Source organism: Citrobacter sp. BDA59-3, from assembly GCF_015167655.1.
Classification (GTDB): domain Bacteria; phylum Pseudomonadota; class Gammaproteobacteria; order Enterobacterales; family Enterobacteriaceae; genus Phytobacter; species Phytobacter diazotrophicus.
This window is the reverse complement of sequence record NZ_CP063427.1, coordinates 3,803,766-3,823,934: the sequence shown is the minus strand read 5'-3', so window position 1 is coordinate 3,823,934 and position 20,169 is coordinate 3,803,766. Positions and strand designations below refer to the sequence as shown.

Annotated in this window: 18 protein-coding genes, 1 tRNA gene and 1 pseudogene; 12 read left to right on the top strand and 8 right to left on the bottom strand. The window is 50.3% G+C overall.

Annotated features, from left to right (window positions below; genetic code table 11):
- Window position 1: 1 nt before the first annotated feature.
- Complete coding sequence (locus tag IP582_RS18060; RefSeq protein ID WP_228007908.1) at window positions 2-2,101, top strand: HlyD family efflux transporter periplasmic adaptor subunit; 2,100 nt, start codon at window positions 2-4, stop codon at window positions 2,099-2,101.
- A 38-nt stretch (window positions 2,102-2,139) separates the two neighbouring features.
- Window positions 2,140-2,649: a GNAT family N-acetyltransferase gene (locus tag IP582_RS18055; protein WP_228007907.1), complete on the top strand. Its 510-nt coding sequence runs from the start codon at window positions 2,140-2,142 to the stop codon at window positions 2,647-2,649.
- Between the two features lie 36 nt (window positions 2,650-2,685).
- Here the strand turns inward: IP582_RS18055 and IP582_RS18050 are convergent, their stop codons facing one another.
- The 3 genes from IP582_RS18050 to IP582_RS18040 all read right to left on the bottom strand — a co-directional run bounded on the left by IP582_RS18050 (window position 2,686) and on the right by IP582_RS18040 (window position 4,285).
- Complete coding sequence (locus IP582_RS18050; protein WP_193794006.1) at window positions 2,686-3,021, bottom strand: hypothetical protein; 336 nt, start codon at window positions 3,019-3,021, stop codon at window positions 2,686-2,688.
- A gap of 17 nt (window positions 3,022-3,038) precedes the next feature.
- On the bottom strand, window positions 3,039-3,614 hold the full coding sequence (locus IP582_RS18045) for a phage tail protein (protein WP_193794005.1): 576 nt from the start codon (window positions 3,612-3,614) through the stop codon (window positions 3,039-3,041).
- A 596-nt stretch (window positions 3,615-4,210) separates the two neighbouring features.
- Window positions 4,211-4,285, bottom strand: a tRNA-Arg gene (locus IP582_RS18040).
- 195 nt (window positions 4,286-4,480) lie between these two features.
- Between IP582_RS18040 and IP582_RS18035 the strand changes: the two genes are divergently transcribed.
- A complete protein-coding gene (locus IP582_RS18035) occupies window positions 4,481-5,650 on the top strand; it encodes a site-specific integrase (protein ID WP_193794004.1) in 1,170 nt (389 codons plus the stop codon).
- On the opposite strand, the gene IP582_RS18030 is transcribed toward IP582_RS18035, so the two are convergent.
- Window positions 5,634-5,879, bottom strand: a complete 246-nt coding sequence (locus IP582_RS18030) for a hypothetical protein (protein WP_370551815.1) — start codon at window positions 5,877-5,879, stop codon at window positions 5,634-5,636. The genes IP582_RS18035 and IP582_RS18030 overlap by 17 nt on opposite strands.
- A pseudogene (locus IP582_RS25585) lies at window positions 5,813-6,189 on the bottom strand (ATP-dependent helicase); the annotation flags it as partial. The pseudogene IP582_RS25585 and the gene IP582_RS18030, both read right to left, overlap by 67 nt.
- 407 nt (window positions 6,190-6,596) lie before the next feature.
- On the opposite strand from IP582_RS25585, the gene IP582_RS18025 reads away from it, so the two are divergent.
- Together IP582_RS18025 and IP582_RS18020 are read left to right on the top strand one after the other, a co-directional pair.
- Complete coding sequence (locus IP582_RS18025) at window positions 6,597-6,935, top strand: hypothetical protein (RefSeq protein ID WP_193794003.1); 339 nt, start codon at window positions 6,597-6,599, stop codon at window positions 6,933-6,935.
- 159 nt (window positions 6,936-7,094) lie between these two features.
- Window positions 7,095-8,189, top strand: a complete 1,095-nt coding sequence (locus tag IP582_RS18020; protein WP_193794002.1) for an acyltransferase — start codon at window positions 7,095-7,097, stop codon at window positions 8,187-8,189.
- Window positions 8,190-8,996: 807 nt separating this feature from the next.
- Here the strand turns inward: IP582_RS18020 and IP582_RS18015 are convergent.
- Entirely contained in the window at window positions 8,997-9,923 is a 927-nt protein-coding gene (locus IP582_RS18015; RefSeq protein WP_193794001.1) for a formate/nitrite transporter family protein, read from the bottom strand.
- Between the two features lie 309 nt (window positions 9,924-10,232).
- On the opposite strand from IP582_RS18015, the gene mlaA reads away from it, so the two are divergent.
- Window positions 10,233-10,985, top strand: coding sequence for a phospholipid-binding lipoprotein MlaA (mlaA, locus tag IP582_RS18010; RefSeq protein ID WP_039079826.1), 753 nt, complete (start codon window positions 10,233-10,235; stop codon window positions 10,983-10,985).
- A 48-nt stretch (window positions 10,986-11,033) separates the two neighbouring features.
- Here mlaA and fadL read toward each other — a convergent pair whose 3' ends face one another.
- Entirely contained in the window at window positions 11,034-12,362 is a 1,329-nt protein-coding gene (gene fadL, locus IP582_RS18005; RefSeq protein WP_193794000.1) for a long-chain fatty acid transporter FadL, read from the bottom strand.
- A gap of 370 nt (window positions 12,363-12,732) precedes the next feature.
- Here fadL and IP582_RS18000 point away from each other — a divergent pair, with 370 nt between their 5' ends.
- From IP582_RS18000 to sixA, 4 genes are all read left to right on the top strand, one after another.
- Window positions 12,733-13,017 carry a YfcZ/YiiS family protein gene (locus IP582_RS18000; RefSeq protein WP_193793999.1) on the top strand — a complete coding sequence of 95 codons (285 nt, stop codon included), beginning with the start codon at window positions 12,733-12,735 and terminating at the stop codon, window positions 13,015-13,017.
- Window positions 13,018-13,179: 162 nt separating this feature from the next.
- Window positions 13,180-14,490 (top strand): acetyl-CoA C-acyltransferase FadI, encoded by a 1,311-nt coding sequence (fadI, locus tag IP582_RS17995; protein ID WP_071196191.1) that lies wholly within the window; start codon window positions 13,180-13,182, stop codon window positions 14,488-14,490.
- On the top strand, window positions 14,490-16,637 hold the full coding sequence (gene fadJ / locus IP582_RS17990) for a fatty acid oxidation complex subunit alpha FadJ (protein WP_193793998.1): 2,148 nt from the start codon (window positions 14,490-14,492) through the stop codon (window positions 16,635-16,637). The genes fadI and fadJ overlap by 1 nt, the downstream gene beginning before the upstream one ends.
- Before the next feature lie 209 nt (window positions 16,638-16,846).
- On the top strand, window positions 16,847-17,332 hold the full coding sequence (gene sixA / locus IP582_RS17985; protein ID WP_039079831.1) for a phosphohistidine phosphatase SixA: 486 nt from the start codon (window positions 16,847-16,849) through the stop codon (window positions 17,330-17,332).
- A gap of 65 nt (window positions 17,333-17,397) precedes the next feature.
- Here sixA and smrB read toward each other — a convergent pair whose 3' ends face one another.
- Window positions 17,398-17,949: an endonuclease SmrB gene (smrB, locus tag IP582_RS17980; RefSeq protein ID WP_039079832.1), complete on the bottom strand. Its 552-nt coding sequence runs from the start codon at window positions 17,947-17,949 to the stop codon at window positions 17,398-17,400.
- A gap of 163 nt (window positions 17,950-18,112) precedes the next feature.
- On the opposite strand from smrB, the gene prmB reads away from it, so the two are divergent.
- Both prmB and aroC read left to right on the top strand, forming a co-directional pair.
- On the top strand, window positions 18,113-19,045 hold the full coding sequence (gene prmB, locus IP582_RS17975; RefSeq protein WP_039079833.1) for a 50S ribosomal protein L3 N(5)-glutamine methyltransferase: 933 nt from the start codon (window positions 18,113-18,115) through the stop codon (window positions 19,043-19,045).
- 35 nt (window positions 19,046-19,080) lie between these two features.
- Window positions 19,081-20,166: a chorismate synthase gene (aroC, locus tag IP582_RS17970; RefSeq protein ID WP_193793997.1), complete on the top strand. Its 1,086-nt coding sequence runs from the start codon at window positions 19,081-19,083 to the stop codon at window positions 20,164-20,166.
- Window positions 20,167-20,169: the final 3 nt, after the last annotated feature.

Sequence of the window (20,169 nt, the reverse complement as noted above, 5' to 3'; positions counted from 1 at the left end):
CATGGATAATTTCCTGCTTCCTCCACTGCGTCAGGAACTGACCCTGCATGCCGGGCCGGATCAGCAGGATGGCTCGCCAGGTTGGGTGCTCCACGACCCGGCGGCAAACCGTTTTTTTCTGCTGGGATGGGCCAGTTTTGAGATGCTGTCACGCTGGGGAGCACGGGATGCCGGGCGCCTGATGAAGGCCGTCAATACGCAAACCACATTGACGCTGGATATGCACGATATCCACCACCTGGTGCAATTTCTGCGCGAAAATCAGTTACTGCAAACAGAGTCGAGTGAAGAGTTGTGGCGTTTGCATCAGCATCGCCATCGCGGTTATTTATCCTGGCTGCTCAGCCATTATCTGTTTTTCCGTATTCCTCTGGTTCGCCCGGATGCGCTTCTGGCTCGCTTGTTACCCTGGATCAATTGGGTTTTTCGCCCGGGATTTTGGTGGCTAATGGCGCTGATAACCCTGAGCGGCTTGTTTATGGTGTCTCAGCAGTGGGATGCTTTCACGCATACGTTTTCAAGTTATGGCGGCTGGATGGCGGCGGTAGGGATTGCGGTGGCCCTGAGTGTCGCTAAAGTGGTTCACGAACTGGGACATGCGTTTACCGCCCGCCATTTTGGGTGCCGGGTGCCCGCCATGGGGATCGCTTTTTTGGTGATGGTCCCGGTGCTGTATACCGATACCAATGATGCGTGGAAATTACCGTCGCGTCGGCAACGATTATTGATTGGCGGCGCCGGAATGATGGCTGAACTGACGCTGGCCTCCTGCGCGACGTTACTCTGGTGTTTCTTACCCGACAGCCCGTTTCGCGCCGGTATTTTTCTCTTAGCCAGCACAACCTGGCTGGCGACGCTGGCAATTAATGCCAGCCCCTTTATGCGGTTCGACGGCTATTTTCTGTTATCGGACCTGCTGCAGATGCCAAATCTACACGCCAGATCCTTCGCGTTGGCACGCTGGCATTTGAGACGAGTGTTGCTGGGGCTTGATGATCCCGAGCCAGAGCATTTCTCTGCTTCACGGCGACGTGGTTTACTTATTTTTGCCTGGCTGACCTGGTTATATCGCCTGGTCATCTTCACCTCCATCGCGTTTTTGGTTTATCACCTTTTTTTTAAAACGCTGGGGATAATATTACTGATGGTGGAACTGGGGTGGTTTGTGGTACGACCCTTTGTTAATGAATTACAGGTTTGGTGGCGGCGGCGCCATGATTTACGCTGGGGATTCAGGACCTGGCGCACGTTGTTTTTCCTGACTGTGATAGTGCTTTTTTTGGCCGTGCCATGGCAGCGGGGTGTTTCGGTACCCGCCGTGATGGACGCGGCACAATCTCAGGCTATTTATGTGCCGGAGGATGCATTAGTCGGGCAGGTGAATGTGCATGATGGCGACTGGGTGCAACAAGGGCAGGTACTGGCGGTATTGACGTCGGACAGCCTTGATTACCAGATAGCGCAGGCTAAGGTTATCGCTGCGAACCTGGCCTGGCAGGTTGCTCAGCAGCCTTTTTCAAAGGGGCTTGATGAACAAGGTGCGGCACTGGAAAAGCTCGCGCTGGCCGCTCAGCAGCAAATCGAAAGTTTATTACGTCAGCAAGCGCGACTGACATTAACCGCCCCATTCGCCGGACGCATAGCGGATGCCAGCGATACGTTAAAGCCTGGCACCGTAGTGGTTCAGGGCGAACGGTTGATGCAAGTTCTGGGTAAAGAGGGTATGCGTGGTGAAGGTTGGGTGGATGAAGATACGGTCACGACCCTGCGCCCTGGCGATGCTGCGTTCTTTGTGCCTGACAGCGGTGAAACAAGCGCGATTCGCTGTAAAGTCGGTCAGGTTGACAGGCTTAACCAAACGACGCTTGACCAACCATTGCTGGCATCGGTGTACGGCGGTGGCATTCCGGTGCAGATCATCAATGAGCGTCTTGTGCCCATCAACACCATTTTCCGCGTTCGTCTGGACGCCTGCGAAACACGCCTTTCGCCAGAGCGTGAGATGGCCGGAAAAGTAGTGTTACAGAGTGAGCATCGTAGTTTTTTACAACGCGCCTGGCGGTGGCTGGTGGTCAGTCTGGGTCGGGAGGCGGGGTTGTAATCCGTCTGGAGGCAGGATTTACCTTTCATAAAGGAGTCATGATGGTGTCTAAGCCCGAGGTTTCGAAGTCTATAGATGTCTTATCTTTACGGCCTGCACGCACATCGGATATGCCGTTGATTGAGCAAATTTATCAGAGTGCTCGACCTGATTTGCAGTGGATTGATGGTGAACAGGCGCTTATAGAGACCGTACGAGAGCAACAGTGGTATATGATGCAGCAATCCAGCGGTGAACAGCACCCTAATGCCATGCATTTTATGGTGGAGCGTGCAGGTTCGAATGTCGGCACCGTGATGGTCGATTTTGGTCATAATGAGGCAAGGGTGATATTCATTGCTATGTTGCCGCAAGCGCGTGGACAAGGTTACGGACGCCTGATACTACAGCAATTACAGGTTGCTGCCCGTAAAGTCGGCTGCCCGCTCAGTGCTACCGTCTGGCGAATGAATCACGATGCCCAACGGTTATATCTGGCGCTGGGATTTCGGTGTGAGGAACGAGGTGCAGTTGCGGATAAATGGGTGTGGTATCCCTCAGACAGCTAATTATATTGGCGCAGAAGTTTTTTCTGCGCCAGGGCGTTAATTAAAAATGAGCTGGAAATAACTGTAAGCAGGATCTCTTCCCATTTCCAGAGTACGGTTGATATTGACGCCTTCTATTTTTAACTCCTGATGTTCAGTGGTTTCAGGTAATCGTAAGATGCCATAGACATTCACCAACGGTGTATGTGCCGTTGCCTGCAGTTCTACAATAAACGGAGTGCGTGATATATTCCGCTTCGCAGGCATTTGTGCTCTTGGTAGCAATGTGACGGACTGCACTGATAAAGTTAACGCCATACCATTATCAGCATCCATCGTACAGGTTTTCCCAATAAAAGATGTAAATAAGTGGCTGTTAATTTCTTCCAGCATAAGACCCTCTGGATATGTTAATCATTGCGCATGGGAAATATTCCGGTGACTGCGATACAGAAGTTAATCGCCAGAAATGGGTTCATGACAGATACAGGGACATTTCCGCCTGTAGGGTTCAGTTGACCCGTAATACTGGTACCGCCGACGTCTACAGGATCTTTTAGAGTGGTTGACCAGATGGTTGCCAGCCCCGTGCCGCCGCCGGAAGCACCAATGAACGGCGCCTGTGCTGAGGGAATACTGGCCGGTGTTGTAGGGTTGGCAGTGCCGCTAGCCTGCAATTTTACCTGTAAAGCGGGGGTATGCGTGTGTGCCGGCATATTTGCGGTAGACAACTGAACATTGGCCGAGCCACCAGTATCGCCCATGTTATGAATAACCGTTTGTAGCTGACCGAAACCAATAGGCATTCGCCCCTGGAGATTCGGCAGGTTAAACGTTGTTGTGCCATCACCACCGTAAAATTTGCCCAACAAAGCGAAAAGCGCCTGATATTGCGAAACTCTATATTGTTGTCCATTGCAGAAATCAAAATAGCTTGGTGCGTAGTTAAAAGCAAAAGGAAGAATTGTTCCCATATAACAGTCCATAACTAACTCCTTATTGGTGTTGAAATGTGCAGAGCTGGAAAGATGCGAGCAAACAACATTAAAAGTGTGGCTTGTTATTGCCATTTGTCGAATAATTTACGCTAAAGCATTGCTTTATGAATATTGTACTGTTGCTACATTAAAAAAGTGGAGCTGGTTATTTACATACGATTTGGGCTATTCCGGGAGTTGTTGTATTAAGTAAGAGTGTCAGATTAAAAATAATGAATCGGGGAAAGCATTTTTTAGCGGAAGCTTATCCTTATAAATAGAAATTATTGACGTCGATCTCATCCGGATGGCTTTACATGGATGTATGCCTGAGAATGTCTGCCGCCTTGCGCATATTAGCCACTCAGGTCATAGCGGGTCTGAATCGCAATGCGTTGTTCCGGCGATATCCGATAATGGTAAGCAGGCCGGTGTGGCTATGATGACAACAAGGGCTTATCAGTCTTGATTTAGCCGATATCAAATAAATTTGTCTTTAGTGAGTTAAAAGGTAAACCTGGAAATGAGGATCACGATGACCCACGAAGGGTGGCATGGCATACGTCGGGAAGAGCGGTTTCGCCAGACGTCAGGAGAGGTATGTATGGTGTCCCCTGCAGGAATCGAACCTGCAACTAGCCCTTAGGAGGGGCTCGTTATATCCATTTAACTAAGGGGACATTGAGCGCGATTGGTTTTCTTTGTTCGCGTTGTTTGCAATGTTACCGTGTTTACTGTTTCCGATTCAAGAATTAAGTTCTCTTATGTTTTTAATTGTTCGCTGTCGTTTCTCTAAAAATCACCTTCGTTCACTTGCCATTGCGTACAGAATGAGTACAGAATCAGTTTCCCAAGTGTGTACAGGAAACTTAATCGTGGCTCTCAGTGATACCAAGCTTCGAAGCATCAGCGGCAAACCATATTCTGGAGCACCAGAGGTTACCGACGGTGATGGTCTGAGCGCGCGCATATCCCCTGCAGGAACTGTCACTTTCCAGTATCGCTATCGTTGGGATGGCAAACCAGTCCGTATCACCGTGGGCCGATATCCAGCAACTTCATTGAAAGAAGCGCGAGTCATCGTCGGCGAGATGCGCGCATTGTACATGAAGGGGGTAAACCCAAAAAATTATTTTACTCGTGAATACGGAGAGTTGACTCTTAAAGACTGTCTCGAGCAATGGTGGGATAAGTATGCCTCTAAGCTGAAACCTAACACACAAACACTCTATAAATCGGTTGTGTACAACAGCATGTACACACAGTTCTCTGGCACTCCCGTTGCCAACATTCCAGTTTCAGCCTGGGTGCGTTTCTTCGACAAGCAAGAAGAAATGAACGATAAGAAATCACGCGTGCTTCTGGTCCAATTGCGCTCAGTAATCAACTGGTGCATTAGTCGCCAACTTATCCCTTCATGTGAAGTGATGAAATTGAGCGTTAAAAACATTGGTAAAAAGCCAGACGTTGGCAAACGTGTACTAACTTACACTGAGTTAGCTAAGATCTGGCTGGCGCTCGAAAATTCAAAAATTGTCTCTTCTAATAAAGTCCTGCATCAGATGCTGTTACTTTGGGGACCGAGACTGTCAGAACTACGCCTGGCTACTGCTGCCGAATTTAATATGGATGATCTTATCTGGGCTACTCCAGAAGAGCATTCAAAGATGGGTAACCTTATCAGGCGTCCTATCTTTGACCAAATCAAACCCTATGTAGAACGCCTCTTGAATACCGGTAATGATGTGCTGTTTCCAGGGCAATCTTTTGATAAAGCAATTGACCGCTCTTCATGCAATCTGTACATGAAAAAGTTACGAGAGAAAATTGATATTCCTGACTGGCATACACATGATTTCAGAAGATCGCTCGTAACAAACCTGTCAGCAGAAGGTGTTATGCCCCATGTCACCGAAAAGATGCTGGGGCATGAACTGGGGGGAGTAATGGCCGTATATAATAAACATGACTGGTTGGGGGAACAGAAAGAGGCGTATGAGTTGTATGCTGATAAAATTTTCTGGCATGTTAAACAGCTTGGTTAACACCTCCGGCGTTAAGCCATTTTTCAACAGCCTGTTGGCTGTATTGTGCCGGATGAGTAAGGATAGTCTCTGGAAAAACATGTTCTTTTTTCAGACCACACATGGCGGTTCGCTTTTTCTCTAGTAATTCCGATAATCTTTTTTCATTCATAAAATCAGTAATCATAACCTGCCTTTCTTTTTCACGGCATCGAGCTGGATGTCTTGCACTGTTCGTTTTGAGTTGCACCGTTTCATCACCCTTTCTTCCATAGTGTCTGCGGAGATAGTGTGGGATGAACATCGGATGGTTGTATCCGGCCTGGATTTGTCGAGATGGCCCGATGCGTTCGATAATTTGCCGATATTGCTCCAGGTCCTACCGGTGCGAGAAAAATACCAATATGTTACCGCTACCCTGGCAGGTTGTATGAGCGAGCTGATTTTTTCCTGGTGTTCCAATAGCGCCGTGTCTGTGAAACCTGGTTAAGGCGTTGGCCGCATGGGAATGTTTTAAGCAGAAGCACAAGGTCTTGTTTCCAGTGGCAGGCTACCACGAGTGCGGATGTAGAGAATTTGAATATATCTACTAAAGCAACGGGTGAATTTGAAATACGGGATGACATTTCTGGTGGTGGTTATTAGAACCCTTTTCGATTCTATAACGGTGATGCTGGGACAGATAAACTGCATAAAGTTATGAAGATAACGTTCGGCGAACATGTTGGAATAATGAGCACTGGTAGATACTCTCGAGCTCTGTTCAGAGTAGATAAGAAAACAAGCATTCCTCTTTCAGGCAGCATTCAAAAACAATCGGTCATTGTAAGATCCACTTACACAGACAGGGCCCACGAAATGTGGATGGGTTACATTGGTAAAAATGTGGGTTTATTCAGGATCGCGATGCGACAGATAATAACTATCAGATTACACTTAACACCCGTGGCGGAAATGTTGGGTTAACATGACAGATCCGAAATTACCTCTCGATGCTGATGGGGCTTGCGGTCCTCATGTGGGTAGTTTTTATACTCCTGGAAATTCGTCACGGAGCTGGGTTACAGCTTATTCAACTGGAGGGGTTGTAACAGCCTCAGATGAAATGCTTCAAACTAAAGTTGAAGCATTTACTGTCAATGCGATAACACCATCTCAGGAACTTGCGTTGCGTTCAGGAATCTTCCAACGACTCAAGGACTACCGAGGTTTTGGCGGGCATGTGGAGGGGAATATTGCGTATACTGTACAGCAGGTCATGAAAGTTATGGCCAGGCACGGCTTGGTTACAGAAAGTACAAAATGATTGAGCACAATGTCGAGGCCGATACCTATAGATTAAACTACGTTCAAATAACAGTTTTGTTATGGTAGGTATCGCCGTAAGTTTGACAAGATAAACTTTGATTGGTAGCCCCTCTGGGGTATTATGCTACGCATAAAAAAATATGTACCAGAGGATTTGATGAAAACCACAACAAGAATTGAAGCGCTTGACGGTCTTCGCTTCATGGCGTTTATGATGGTGATGATGTATCACTACTTGTTTGCCGGGCCTGTCTCCGGCTTTTTACCAAAAGAGTTAACAGTTAACGCGTTCTATTTTGGGGATTTTGGTGTCGATTTATTTTTTCTTATAAGTGGATTTGTGATATCACTGTCTTCAGATGGAAGAACTCCTCTTGCATTCATTAAGTCAAGGATAAATAGAATTGTACCAACATTTGTTATCTTTGGATTTATTGTTCTAATATTCTCCGTATCACTTCCAATGGTTGATTTAAGGGAGAGGCTAATATCTCTCTTCTATAGTTTTACATTTTTCCCCCAAGCTTTTGGTCATCATTTCTTTAGTGATATTTACTGGACAATACAAAAAGAGGTTACATTTTATCTTCTTGTGTTTGCTATGATGTTGCTTAATGTTTGGAGTGATTATAAAAAACAAATATGCTTTGCATGGATTTTGATAGCGTATGTTAATCAATTTATACTGCACTCAAGCGCAATTGATTACATTTTTATAACGGAGCATGCTGGCCACTTCATTGCTGGTGTTATAATATATGATGTGAGGAAAAATAAAGCTTCTCCATTTGATATTGCATTGATTATCCTTAGTGTTGTTCTTATTTATAATAGAATGATTGGCTTTAACTCATATATCAATGGTAGCTTCGGGTATTCTGTTTCAGACGCATCACTTCTTCTTACATGTATCGCTCTTGTTGCATTGACATGGTGTGCTTCTAATGTATCGGAAGTAGGGCGATTTTATGGTGTTGTCAAGTTTCTTGGTGCGATGACATATCCATTGTATTTAATACATGCTGATATAGGTTTTTGGTCTCATGCGATGTTCGAAAGAAAATGGTGGGCAGATTATCCTGTAACGAAATCATTTGTTAATTATGAGGTTACAGTGGTCATAGCGGTGTTGATATCGTTTTCTATCGCAGCGCTATATATAAAGTTTTTCGATAAAAAAATAACACATGCCTTTAATAAATTATGGGATACATTTGACTTCCTGGCCCATAAGAAAAATATAAATGGTTAAAATATGTCAGATATGAATACGTTGTATTGATCTCTGTACCGCCCCCTAACACTCAGGATTCCGACCAACTCAAAACCTTATCCTTGGAGCACATAACAGTATTCCATCCGGGGGTAAGGTATAAGGATGAACCCGTATTACAACTGGCTTGCTTGAGTGGGCAACGTGCTAACCACTGTTGCCATTTACCTTGGTATTAACCATCTTGATTTAATTTGTCCTGCTCTGGCCGTTTTTAGCTTTCTCCTTTCTTTTCTGGGCTGGTTGTACATCCGAGCGAAAATCAAAGCTGATCGTCACACCGCTGAGCGACTTTCGCCAGGCTTGCTCTGATTTTGGGAGAAGGTCAATTGATGCCAACCTGATTAAACGAAACGTTTTGTCGTGATGTTATGACATATGTTAACGACCCGAAACGCACTGTGTGCCGTTTTGACGACGACGCTGTGCAACTGCGGTAGCGTACAATCGACGCGGCCAACAATATCCCCGGTTTTGATGAACTAGCAGTGCAAGATAAATAACTTTGGTCGGGACAGTAACAAAAATCGGCAGGCGTATATTCAAAGCTCGGAATGCGTTAGATGTCTACGTAATAATATTTATCGCTGACAGTTGTAGTATAAGGCAATAGAATGATGCGGACATAACTGAGTGTTAGAATTTAGATTCAATGATATAAAATCAATTAAACTAAAGAATTATTTTTTTATTTTGATTCAACTAAGGGGACGAGGCGGCAGGAGTATAACGTCATTTCGCCTTTGCGTTAAGTGTCCTGCGCCCGAGTGGTTAAAGTGTCGCCATTCAGCCCCTGTTTTCGGCTGTTTCCTGTTTTGCTTTGGCTTTTGCCTCGGCTTTGCGCTTGTTAATCATGTCATTGCGAATTTGCGCGTGACTCAGTAGCGCGAAGATAAACGTACCGCCGCAGATATTTCCGGCAAGCGTCGGAAGCGCAAACGGCCAGAAAAATTCGCTCCAGTGGATATTGCCATTAAAGATGAGATAAAAAATCTCTACCGCGCCCACCACAATATGGGTGGTGTCGGCCAGGGCGATAAGCCAGGTCATCAGAATAATAACCACGATTTTCGCAGCACCCGCAGACGGGAACATCCAGACCATGGTGGCGATAATCCAGCCGGAAATAATGGCGTTGGAAAACATCTCCATCGGCGTGTTCTTCATTACATCCATACCAATTTTAACGAACGCGTCGCGCGTCGGCTCATCAAAAATCGGCATATATTCAAAAGCCCACGCTGCGATACCCGTACCAATGAGATTCCCCAGCAGCACAACGCTCCACAGGCGCATCATCAGGCCAAAATTGACCCATGAAGGCTTTTGCATCACCGGAAGCACAGCGGTAACGGTGTTTTCAGTAAAAAGCTGCTGACGGGCCATAATCACAATAATAAAGCCGAAGGTATAGCCGAGGTTTTCCAGAATAAAGGCGGCCGGTACACCTGCCAGTTGAACGTGAAAGATCCCCTTTGCCAGCAACGAGGCACCCATCGACAGCCCGGCGGCGATGGCGGACCAAAACAGCGCCATGGCATCGCGTTCCAGCTCTTTTTCGCCGTCCTGACGGATATGTTCATGGATAGCCATCGCGCGGGAGGGGAGGCGTTCTTCATCTACTTCAATTTGCTCGCCACCTATTTTCTCTTCGCTTTCCACTTCTATTCCGTCGCTGTGTTTGTCGATTTTCTCGTCTTTGATGCCGTCCATATTGCCTCTGTCTACTTGTGGTCCATGGTCTAAGCGTAGCGGCTTTTTTTAGAAGGTCTGGAGGGCTTCTTCCTAATTTGGTGGCGATGGCAACTATGGTGATATGACTTTGGCGAAGATGAGATAAAATTGTCACGAAACGAGGGGGCAAACTGCGACTATGCTCAATAGGAGATTCGCGCGTTGCGTAGACAACACAAGGTGTGCTGATACAATGCCTTGCATGTTTATGACGCGAACCGAGGCAGATTGCGTTTGTGCCCTTCTGGATGGCACTGAGCGAAAGCCATTTTCTTCAGGGAGACACCTATGAAATTTCGTGTGTCGGCGATTGCGCTGGCAACCACACTGTTGGCGGGCTGCGCCAGTTCAGGAGACACGCAGGGGCGTTCAGATCCACTGGAAGGATTTAACCGCACCATGTACAACTTCAACTTTAATGTCCTGGACCCGTATGTTGTGCGTCCCGTTGCGGTGGCATGGCGTGATTATGTGCCGCAGCCCGCGCGTAACGGCCTGAGCAATTTCACCAGCAACCTTGAAGAACCTGCCATCATGGTGAACTACTTCCTGCAGGGCGATCCCTATCAGGGTATGGTTCACTTTACGCGCTTCTTCCTCAACACCTTGCTGGGTATGGGTGGCCTGATGGATGTTGCAGGGATGTCGAACCCGAAATTGCAGCGCGTTGAACCGCACCGTTTTGGTAGCACGCTGGGGCATTATGGCGTTGGCTACGGGCCGTACATGCAGTTGCCATTCTACGGCAGCTTTACGCTTCGTGAAGATGGCGGCGATATGGCGGATACGCTCTATCCGGTGCTGTCCTGGCTGACCTGGCCGCTGTCGGTTGGTAAATGGACGGTGGAAGGCATTGAAACCCGCGCGCAGTTGCTCGATTCCGACGGCCTGCTGCGTCAGTCTTCCGACCCTTACATCATGGTGCGTGAAGCCTACTTCCAGCGTCATGACTTTATCGCCAACGGCGGTAAGCTCAAACCGCAGGAAAACCCGAACGCCCAGGCGATTCAGGGTGACCTCAAGGATATCGACTCCGAATAAACGAAAAAAGGTGAGCGCGAAGCTCACCTTTTTTACGTCTGCAATAAATCAGAACGCGTAGTTAAAGTTCGCGCCGTACAGCCACGCACGACCTTCTGATGTGAACTTGTACGGGCCTTCCTGGAAGCTCACTTTCTGACCGTGCATATAAGACACGCCGACGTCAACAGAGGCATCTTTGTTAAACGCATAAGTGGTACCCGCGCTCAGCCAGAAACGGTCCTGGTCCGGAATGGAGATAGAACGTTTGTCGGCCGGAACCGGGCTGTCATCAAAGGCGATACCGGTACGGAAGGTCCAGTTATCGTCCATATAGTAGGTGGTACCCAGCGCGATACGGTAAGAATCTTTAAAGCTTTCATCTTTATAGAACAGAGTCTGACCGTTGCTGTTTGTCGCTTTCAGCTCCTGGAACTGACTCCAACTGGTATAGGCCATGCTGTAGTGGATAGCCCATTGCGGCGCAACGCGGTTATAGCCTGAGATTTCCCACATTTCCGGCAGGTTGAGGGTCAGAGAACCGCCAGTGGTGCTGCCATTGGTGCCCATTGGCAGACCGAAGTTGCCGAGGATCTGGTTATAGGCTGAAGGCAGACTGCTCTTGTAATCGCCATCAAAGTCGACTTTCACCTCAGAACGGTAGGTTAAGCCGTAACGGTTGTTTTTATCGAGTTCATAAAGGATACCGGCGTTCCAGCCGAAGCCCCACTCATCACCTTTCAGATAAGCTATCTGAGTATTTGCCGGGATACCTGCAACCTGCTGTGCAAGGCCTGGGATCGGTGGTAACGCGCCTGAGCCAGCAACGATTTTGCCCAGGTCACCTGCGTAGCGCTCGATCTTCGCTTTGGCATACACCGCATCAAAGCCCAGACCGAAACTCCAGTGGTTATTCAGACGATAAGCACCGCTCAGGTTCAGGTTCAGGGTTTCCAGATCTGTCTTACCCGCGTATGCGCCTGCGGCATAACTGTTATTAAACTCGGTCGCTAAACCGTAGTTAGAAGTAACGGACGCGCCCCAGCCAAACTGATCATTAATTGGCGCGACGAAGTGGAGGTTTGGAACCCATGCTGTTGGCGCAATATTTTTCGAATCGAGGCTGGCACCTGTTCGTGACGTGCCTGAAATATCAACACCCGGGTCAACGAAAATAGCACCCGCGGAGAACGTCGGACGGTCAAACATCATGATCAGCGCCGGGTTGCGGCTGACGTTGCCTGCATCATCTGCAATAGCGCCTTCGCCGGAATAGGCGCGGCCAAGACCAGAAGAAGAAAACTCGTTGAGTTGGAAGCCTGCGGACCAGGCCTGGGTGGAGACGATTGCCACTGCAACTGCGAGTGCAGATTTGGTAAACAGGTTTTTATGGCTCATGACCAAAACCTCATCCGGTTATTTTTATTTAAACTATGTTACGTGGTGTAACAGGAGCGCGAAGTGTAGGGTCTGCGGTACTTCATAGAAATCAGACCAGTGGCGAGAGTATAGGTCGGACCAGAGCAAATGTTGCAAGCTTGTATATAAAATTTTTCAATTGTGATCTTCGAAACGGGATCTGCGTGGCAAAATTGTGGCCAGCGCCGCTAATGATAATGGGTGGTTTTTGTTCTGGATCATTTTTAAGTGTGATTTCGGTCACTTAGGGCGCTTCCTCAAATTATCAACTGGAGACGCGTTATTGAGGGGGGTAAAATATGCACAACGTTTATTTGGCACCTTGGGTGCGAATTCAGAGGAAATCACAATGAGTAAATGCAGTGCTGATGAAACCCCGGTTTGCTGCTGTATGGATGTTGGTACCATCATGGACAACTCCGATTGCACCGCCTCGTATAGCCGTGTGTTCACAAACCGCACCGATGCAGAAGAGACGCTGGCTGCGCTGACATCGCGCGCGCGTGGCGTAGAGTCAGATCCTTGCCAGATCACCTCAACGTTCACTGAGGTTGATGGCGGCGTGCGTCTGGATATTGATTTTGTTTTCGCTTGCGAAGCGGAAACCCTGATTTTCCAGTTGGGTCTGCGTTAATCTTCCTGCCTGCGCTCCTGCATCTGCGGGAGCGTTTTTTCAATCATCTCTGTGTTTTACCTCCCACTTTTTTCTTTCCCCCATTGGCTAAATGTAAATAATTAGTTAAGACTGTTATCAGGTCCGACCACTAGTGCATCATGCTGTTAACAGGGGAGTGTTATGAGTCAGGCATTACCGCTTGTCACCCGTCAGGGCGACCGCATCGCCATTGTCAGTGGATTACGTACGCCATTTGCCCGTCAGGCAACGGTATTCCACGGTGTTCCGGCTATCGATCTCGGCAAAATGGTGGTGGGCGAACTCCTTGCCCGTAGCGAAATCCCGCCGGAAATCATAGAGCAACTGGTCTTTGGTCAGGTGGTGCAAATGCCGGAAGCGCCGAATATCGCGCGAGAAATCGTGCTGGGAACGGGCATGAGTGTGCACACCGATGCCTACAGCGTCAGCCGCGCCTGTGCCACTAGTTTTCAGGCGGTGGCAAACGTTGCCGAAAGCCTGATGGCAGGGACGATTCGTGCAGGTATCGCGGGTGGTGCTGACTCCTCATCAGTGTTGCCCATCGGCGTGAGCAAAAAGCTGGCTCGCGTGCTGGTTGATGCCAACAAAGCGCGCAGCACGGGGCAAAAATTAAAGCTTTTCTCCCGTTTACGGCTGCGTGATTTGCTGCCGGTGCCGCCTGCGGTAGCTGAATATTCTACTGGTTTACGCATGGGCGATACCGCAGAGCAGATGGCGAAAACCTATGGCATCACGCGTCAAGAACAGGATGCGCTGGCCCACCGTTCTCACCAGTTTGCTGCACAGGCCTGGGCGGAAGGTAAGCTGGCGGATGAAGTGATGACCGCCTATGCGCCACCTTTTCGCGATCCGATAACCCAGGACAATAATGTACGGCAAAATTCCAGTCTCGCGGATTACGCCAAACTGCGTCCGGCCTTTGATCGTCGACACGGCACCGTGACCGCGGCGAACAGTACTCCCCTTACCGATGGCGCGGCAGCGGTGATCCTGATGACCGAATCGCGGGCGAAAGAGCTGGGTTTGCAGCCTCTGGGATACCTGCGAAGCTATGCTTTCACCGCCATTGACGTGCAGCAGGACATGCTGCTGGGACCCGCCTGGGCGACGCCGCTGGCGCTCGACAGAGCGGGGCTGACGATGGCGGATTTAACCTTACTGGATATGCACGAAGCCTTTGCGTCGCAAACCCTGACCAACCTGAAACTGATGGCCAGCGAGCGTTTTGCCCGCGATGTATTGGGCCGGTCGCAGGCAACGGGTGAGGTGGATGACAGCAAATTCAACGTGCTGGGGGGATCAATTGCTTACGGGCATCCGTTTGCGGCAACCGGTGCGCGAATGATCACCCAAACCTTGCATGAACTGCGCAGACGCGGCGGCGGATTTGGCCTTGTCACCGCCTGTGCCGCAGGCGGGCTTGGCGCAGCTATGGTTCTGGAGGCCGAATAATGGACATGACCTCAGCATTTACCCTTGTTGTACGCCCGGACAATGTTGCCGTTGTCAGTATTGATGTTCCCGGCGAAAAGATGAATACGCTAAAGGCGGAGTTTGGCAGCCAGGTACGCGCCATCCTTAAACAAATTCGCGAAAACAAACAGATTCGCGGCGTGGTGTTCATTTCCGCAAAACCGGATAATTTTATCGCCGGGGCGGATATCAACATGATCGATCGCTGCAAAACGGCCAAAGAGGCCGAAGATCTGGCGCGCCAGGGGCAGCAGATCATGGCCGAGATCCATGCGCTGTCGATCCCGGTGATCGCCGCCATCCATGGCCCATGCCTTGGCGGTGGTCTGGAACTGGCATTAGCCTGCCATCGCCGCATTTGTACAGATGATGTGAAGACGGTCCTGGGGCTGCCCGAAGTGCAGCTTGGTCTGCTGCCTGGTTCTGGTGGCACTCAGCGGCTGCCGCGTCTGGTCGGAGTAAGCACTGCACTGGATATGATCCTGACCGGTAAGCAACTGCGCGCGCGCCAGGCGTTAAAAGCCGGGCTGGTGGATGATGTCGTGCCGGTGTCTATTTTGCTGGATGCTGCCGCAGAGCTTGCCGCGCAGGGCCGTCCTGCCAGCCGCAGCCTGCCGGTACGTGAACGTCTGCTGGCCGGGCCGTTGGTCCGCGCGCTGTTATTCCGCATGGTCGCGAAAAAAACCGAGCAAAAAACCCAGGGCAACTACCCCGCGACGACCCGTATTCTGAATGTTATCGAAACAGGCTTAAGCCAGGGCAGTAGCAGTGGTTATGACGCCGAGGCACGCGCGTTTGGTCAACTGGCAATGACCCCGCAATCGCAGGCGCTGCGGCATATTTTCTTTGCCAGCACTGAGGTGAAAAAAGACCCCGGCAGCCCGGTTGCCGCCGGTCCGCTGCGCTCCGTTGGTGTTCTCGGCGGCGGGTTAATGGGCGGTGGAATCGCCTACGTGACGGCAGTGAAGGGTAATCTCCCGGTTCGCATAAAAGATATTAATCCGAAAGGCATTAACCACGCGCTGAAATATAGCTGGGAACAGCTTGATAAAAAGGTGCGTCGCCGCCATCTCAAATCTGCTGAGCGTGATGCGCAAATGGCGCGCATTTCCGGTACTACGGACTACAGCGGTTTTTCCCATCGGGATGTGGTGATAGAGGCCGTATTCGAAGATTTGACTCTTAAGCAACAGATGGTGGCGGAGATTGAAGCGCAGTGTGCGCCGCAGACCATTTTTGCCTCCAATACGTCGTCATTGCCGATTGGTGATATTGCGGCCGGGGCTGCACGTCCTGGCAATATTATCGGATTACATTTTTTTAGCCCGGTTGAGAAGATGCCATTGGTGGAAGTCATTCCCCATGCCGGTACCGACGAACAGACCATTTCAACAGTGGTGAAACTGGCGAAGAAGCAGGGCAAAACGCCGATCGTCGTGGCGGACAAAGCGGGTTTTTACGTGAACCGCATTCTGGCGCCTTATATTAGCGAAGCGATGCGGCTCCTGAGCGAAGGGGAACGTATCGAGAATATCGATAAGGCGCTGGTAAAATTTGGCTTTCCTGTCGGCCCAATCCAACTTTTGGATGAAGTGGGCATCGACACCGGGACTAAAATTATCCCTGTACTGGAGGCTGCTTATGGTGATCGTTTTAGTGCCCCTGCAAGCGTCGTTTCTGCAATATTGAATGACGATCGCAAAGGCAGAAAAAATGAGCGCGGTTTCTATCTTTACGGTAAGAAAGGGCGTAAAAGCAACAAACAGCCTGACCCGGCAATTTACCCGCTTGTGGGGGCATCTGGCACAGGCAAATTATCGGCAGAACAGATTGCCGAACGATGCGTCATGATGATGCTTAACGAGGCCGCACGCTGTTTCGCCGAGAAGGTGATTCGCAGCCCGCGAGATGGTGATATTGGCGCGGTGTTTGGCATCGGTTTTCCGCCTTTCCTGGGCGGCCCGTTCCGCTATATGGATACCCTTGGCGCGGGTGATATTGTCGCGACTCTGCAGCGCCTGGCTTCGCTTTATGGGGAACGTTTTGCACCTTGTCAGCTTTTGTTACAAATGGCTGAGCAGGGCGAAAAGTTTTGGGACAAGCAGGAAACTGATTTTGTAAGTTAAGGTCAAAAAAGGGTAAATCCGGCGTTGAATGAAGCGGTAATGGTTATTTTGTAAACAGTCATTGACTATACTTACGCCATTGAGGTAAAAAACAGCGTTTCATTCATCGAATGGATCAGGCACAATGCCCGGCCATTGATATTTCCTGTCGTAATGGAACTGTTCACGCGGGGAGTGTTAATGCTTCTGGTTAACAAAAGCGGTGCAATATGCAAGTTTTTATCATGCGTCACGGCGATGCAGCCCTCGATGCAGCCAGCGACTCAGTTCGTCCTCTAACCCCTTGTGGTTGTGATGAATCTCGTCAGATGGCAACCTGGCTGAAAGGTCAAAAAGTGGATGTCGAACGTGTTCTGGTCAGCCCGTTTCTTCGTGCTGAACAGACGCTAAACGAGGTGGGTGAATGCATGAACCTGCCCGACAACGTGGATGTCCTGCCCGAACTGACCCCTTGTGGTGATGTTGGTCTGGTCAGCGCCTATCTCCAGGCGCTGGCAAATGAAGGTACTTCCTCTGTGCTGGTGATTTCTCACCTGCCGTTGGTGGGGTATCTGGTGTCCGAGCTTTGCCCGGGTGAAACACCGCCAATGTTCACTACCTCCGCGATTGCCAGCGTGACGCTGGATGAGAGCGGTAAAGGCGTTTACAACTGGCAAATGAGTCCCTGCAACCTGAGAATGCCAAAAGCAATCTGATTCGCCGGACCGTGAAAAAAAGCCGCACTTGTGCGGCTTTTTACGTTTCTGCGCGTCCGTTGCGTTCAGGGAAGCTCAGGCGGCTGCCACTCTTCAACTTCAATCAACACCAGTATTGCCGCATCGCCACCGTACTCTTTGGGGGCCTGGTGAAACGCCATAACATGCGGATGTTGTGCCAGCCAGAGCGGCGTCTGCTGCTTGAGAATATGTTTACCATGCCCGTGCATGACGCAGGCGCAAAAGACGTGTTCGCGTCGGCAGGCGGCGATCAGCGCCCCCAGCTCCTGCTTAGCCTGTAGCTGCGTTAAGCCGTGCAGGTCGAGGAACAGATCCGGGGAATAGTCACCGCGGCGGATCTTCTTTAGCTCGAAATGGCTGACATCGTCGCGCACATACTTCACCGGCCCTTCGGTGTTCAGCAATGGCTGAAATTCATCAGAGAAATAGTGGCTGTTATCCGCCTGCTCCGACAACAGGCGCTTCACCGGGACTTCACTGATTTTTTTACGTGTCGGGCGGTGGACTACCGTATCCTGCTTTATTTGACGCGTGCCGGTCATTAATTGTCGGAACAGCGTCTGCTCCTCCTCGCTAAGCGATGGTTTCTTTTTCATCTGCGCATCTCATCTTTTATTTCTTTTAGTGTACCCGACTCGCTCCCTGCTGTTCAGCAAAATGCATTTTTAGGCCGCGACGCGAAGTGACAATGCTGATTTATCGCCGTCTTCATGGCAAACTAGCCGCCGAATTTCTTGCGAGCGTGTCCTGGAGGATAAGATGGATAAAATTTTCGTTGATGAGGCAGTAAGTGAACTGCATACCATTCAGGACATGTTGCGCTGGTCGGTAAGCCGATTTAGCGCGGCAAACATCTGGTACGGCCACGGCACCGATAACCCGTGGGATGAAGCCGTACAGCTGGTGTTGCCTACCCTTTACCTGCCGCTGGATATCCCGGAAGAGATGCGCAATGCGCGGCTGACCTCCAGCGAGCGTCACCGTATCGTTGAGCGAGTCATTCGTCGCGTCAATGAACGTATCCCGGTTGCCTACCTCACCAATAAAGCCTGGTTCTGCGGCCACGAGTTTTACGTTGATGAACGCGTGCTGGTGCCGCGTTCACCGATTGGTGAGCTGATCAATAACCACTTTGCCGGGCTTATCGACGCACAGCCGCAGCACATTCTGGATATGTGTACCGGTAGCGGCTGTATCGCCATCGCCTGCGCTTACGCCTTCCCGGAAGCGGAGGTGGACGCGGTAGACATCTCCCCGGATGCGCTGGCGGTAACAGAACATAACATTGAAGATCACGGCCTGATTCATCACGTCACGCCGATTCGTTCCGACCTCTTCCGCGACCTGCCAAAAGTGCAGTACGACCTGATTGTGACCAACCCGCCGTATGTTGATGAAGAGGACATGTCTGATCTGCCATCAGAGTATCGCCATGAGCCGGAACTCGGGCTGGCGTCTGGTAGCGATGGCCTGAAACTGACGCGTCGCATACTGGCCTGCGCCCCAGATTACCTCACCGACAATGGTGTGCTGATTTGTGAAGTGGGCAACAGCATGGTACATCTGATGGAACAATATCCGGATGTACCGTTCACCTGGCTTGAATTTGATAATGGCGGTGACGGTGTTTTCATGCTGACCAAAGCGCAGTTGCTGGCCGCGCAGGAACATTTCAGCATCTATAAAGATTAAAACGCTAACAACATAACGACGACAACGGAGCCGTAATGGCAGGAAACACTATTGGACAACTCTTTCGCGTAACGACCTTCGGCGAATCGCACGGCATTGCGCTGGGCTGCATCGTCGATGGCGTACCGCCGGGCATTCCACTGACCGAAGCCGACCTCCAGCATGACCTGGACCGACGCCGCCCCGGCACCTCGCGCTATACCACCCAACGCCGCGAACCGGATCAGGTGAAAATTCTCTCCGGCGTGTTTGAAGGCGTGACCACCGGCACCAGCATCGGCCTGCTGATTGAAAATACCGATCAGCGCTCTCAGGATTACAGCGCAATCAAAGACGTCTTCCGTCCGGGCCACGCTGATTACACCTACGAGCAAAAATATGGCCTGCGCGACTATCGTGGCGGTGGCCGCTCCTCGGCGCGTGAAACCGCAATGCGTGTGGCGGCAGGGGCGATTGCCAGGAAATTCCTCGCCCACAAATTCGGCATCGTGATCCGTGGCTGTCTGACCCAGATGGGCGACATTCCACTGGCGATGAAAGACTGGGATCAGGTTGAACAGAACCCATTCTTCTGCCCCGACCCGGACAAAATCGACGCGCTGGACGAACTGATGCGTGGGCTCAAAAAAGAGGGCGACTCCATCGGTGCGAAAGTTACCGTTGTGGCGGACGGTGTTCCGGCAGGCCTCGGCGAGCCGGTCTTTGATCGTCTGGATGCCGATATCGCCCATGCGATGATGAGCATTAACGCGGTTAAAGGCGTGGAGATTGGCGACGGTTTTGGTGTGATCAACCTGCGCGGTAGCCAGAATCGCGATGAAATCACGAAAGACGGTTTTCAGAGCAACCACGCGGGCGGCATTCTGGGCGGTATCAGCAGCGGGCAGCAAATCGTTACCCATATCGCGCTGAAACCGACCTCAAGCATTACCGTTTCGGGACGTACGATTAATCGCTTTGGCGAAGAAGTAGAGATGATTACCAAAGGGCGTCACGACCCGTGTGTCGGTATTCGTGCGGTGCCGATCGCCGAAGCGATGCTGGCCATTGTGCTGATGGACCATTTTATGCGTCAGCGCGCGCAGAATGGCGATGTGACGACCACTATTCCTCGCTGGTAAACA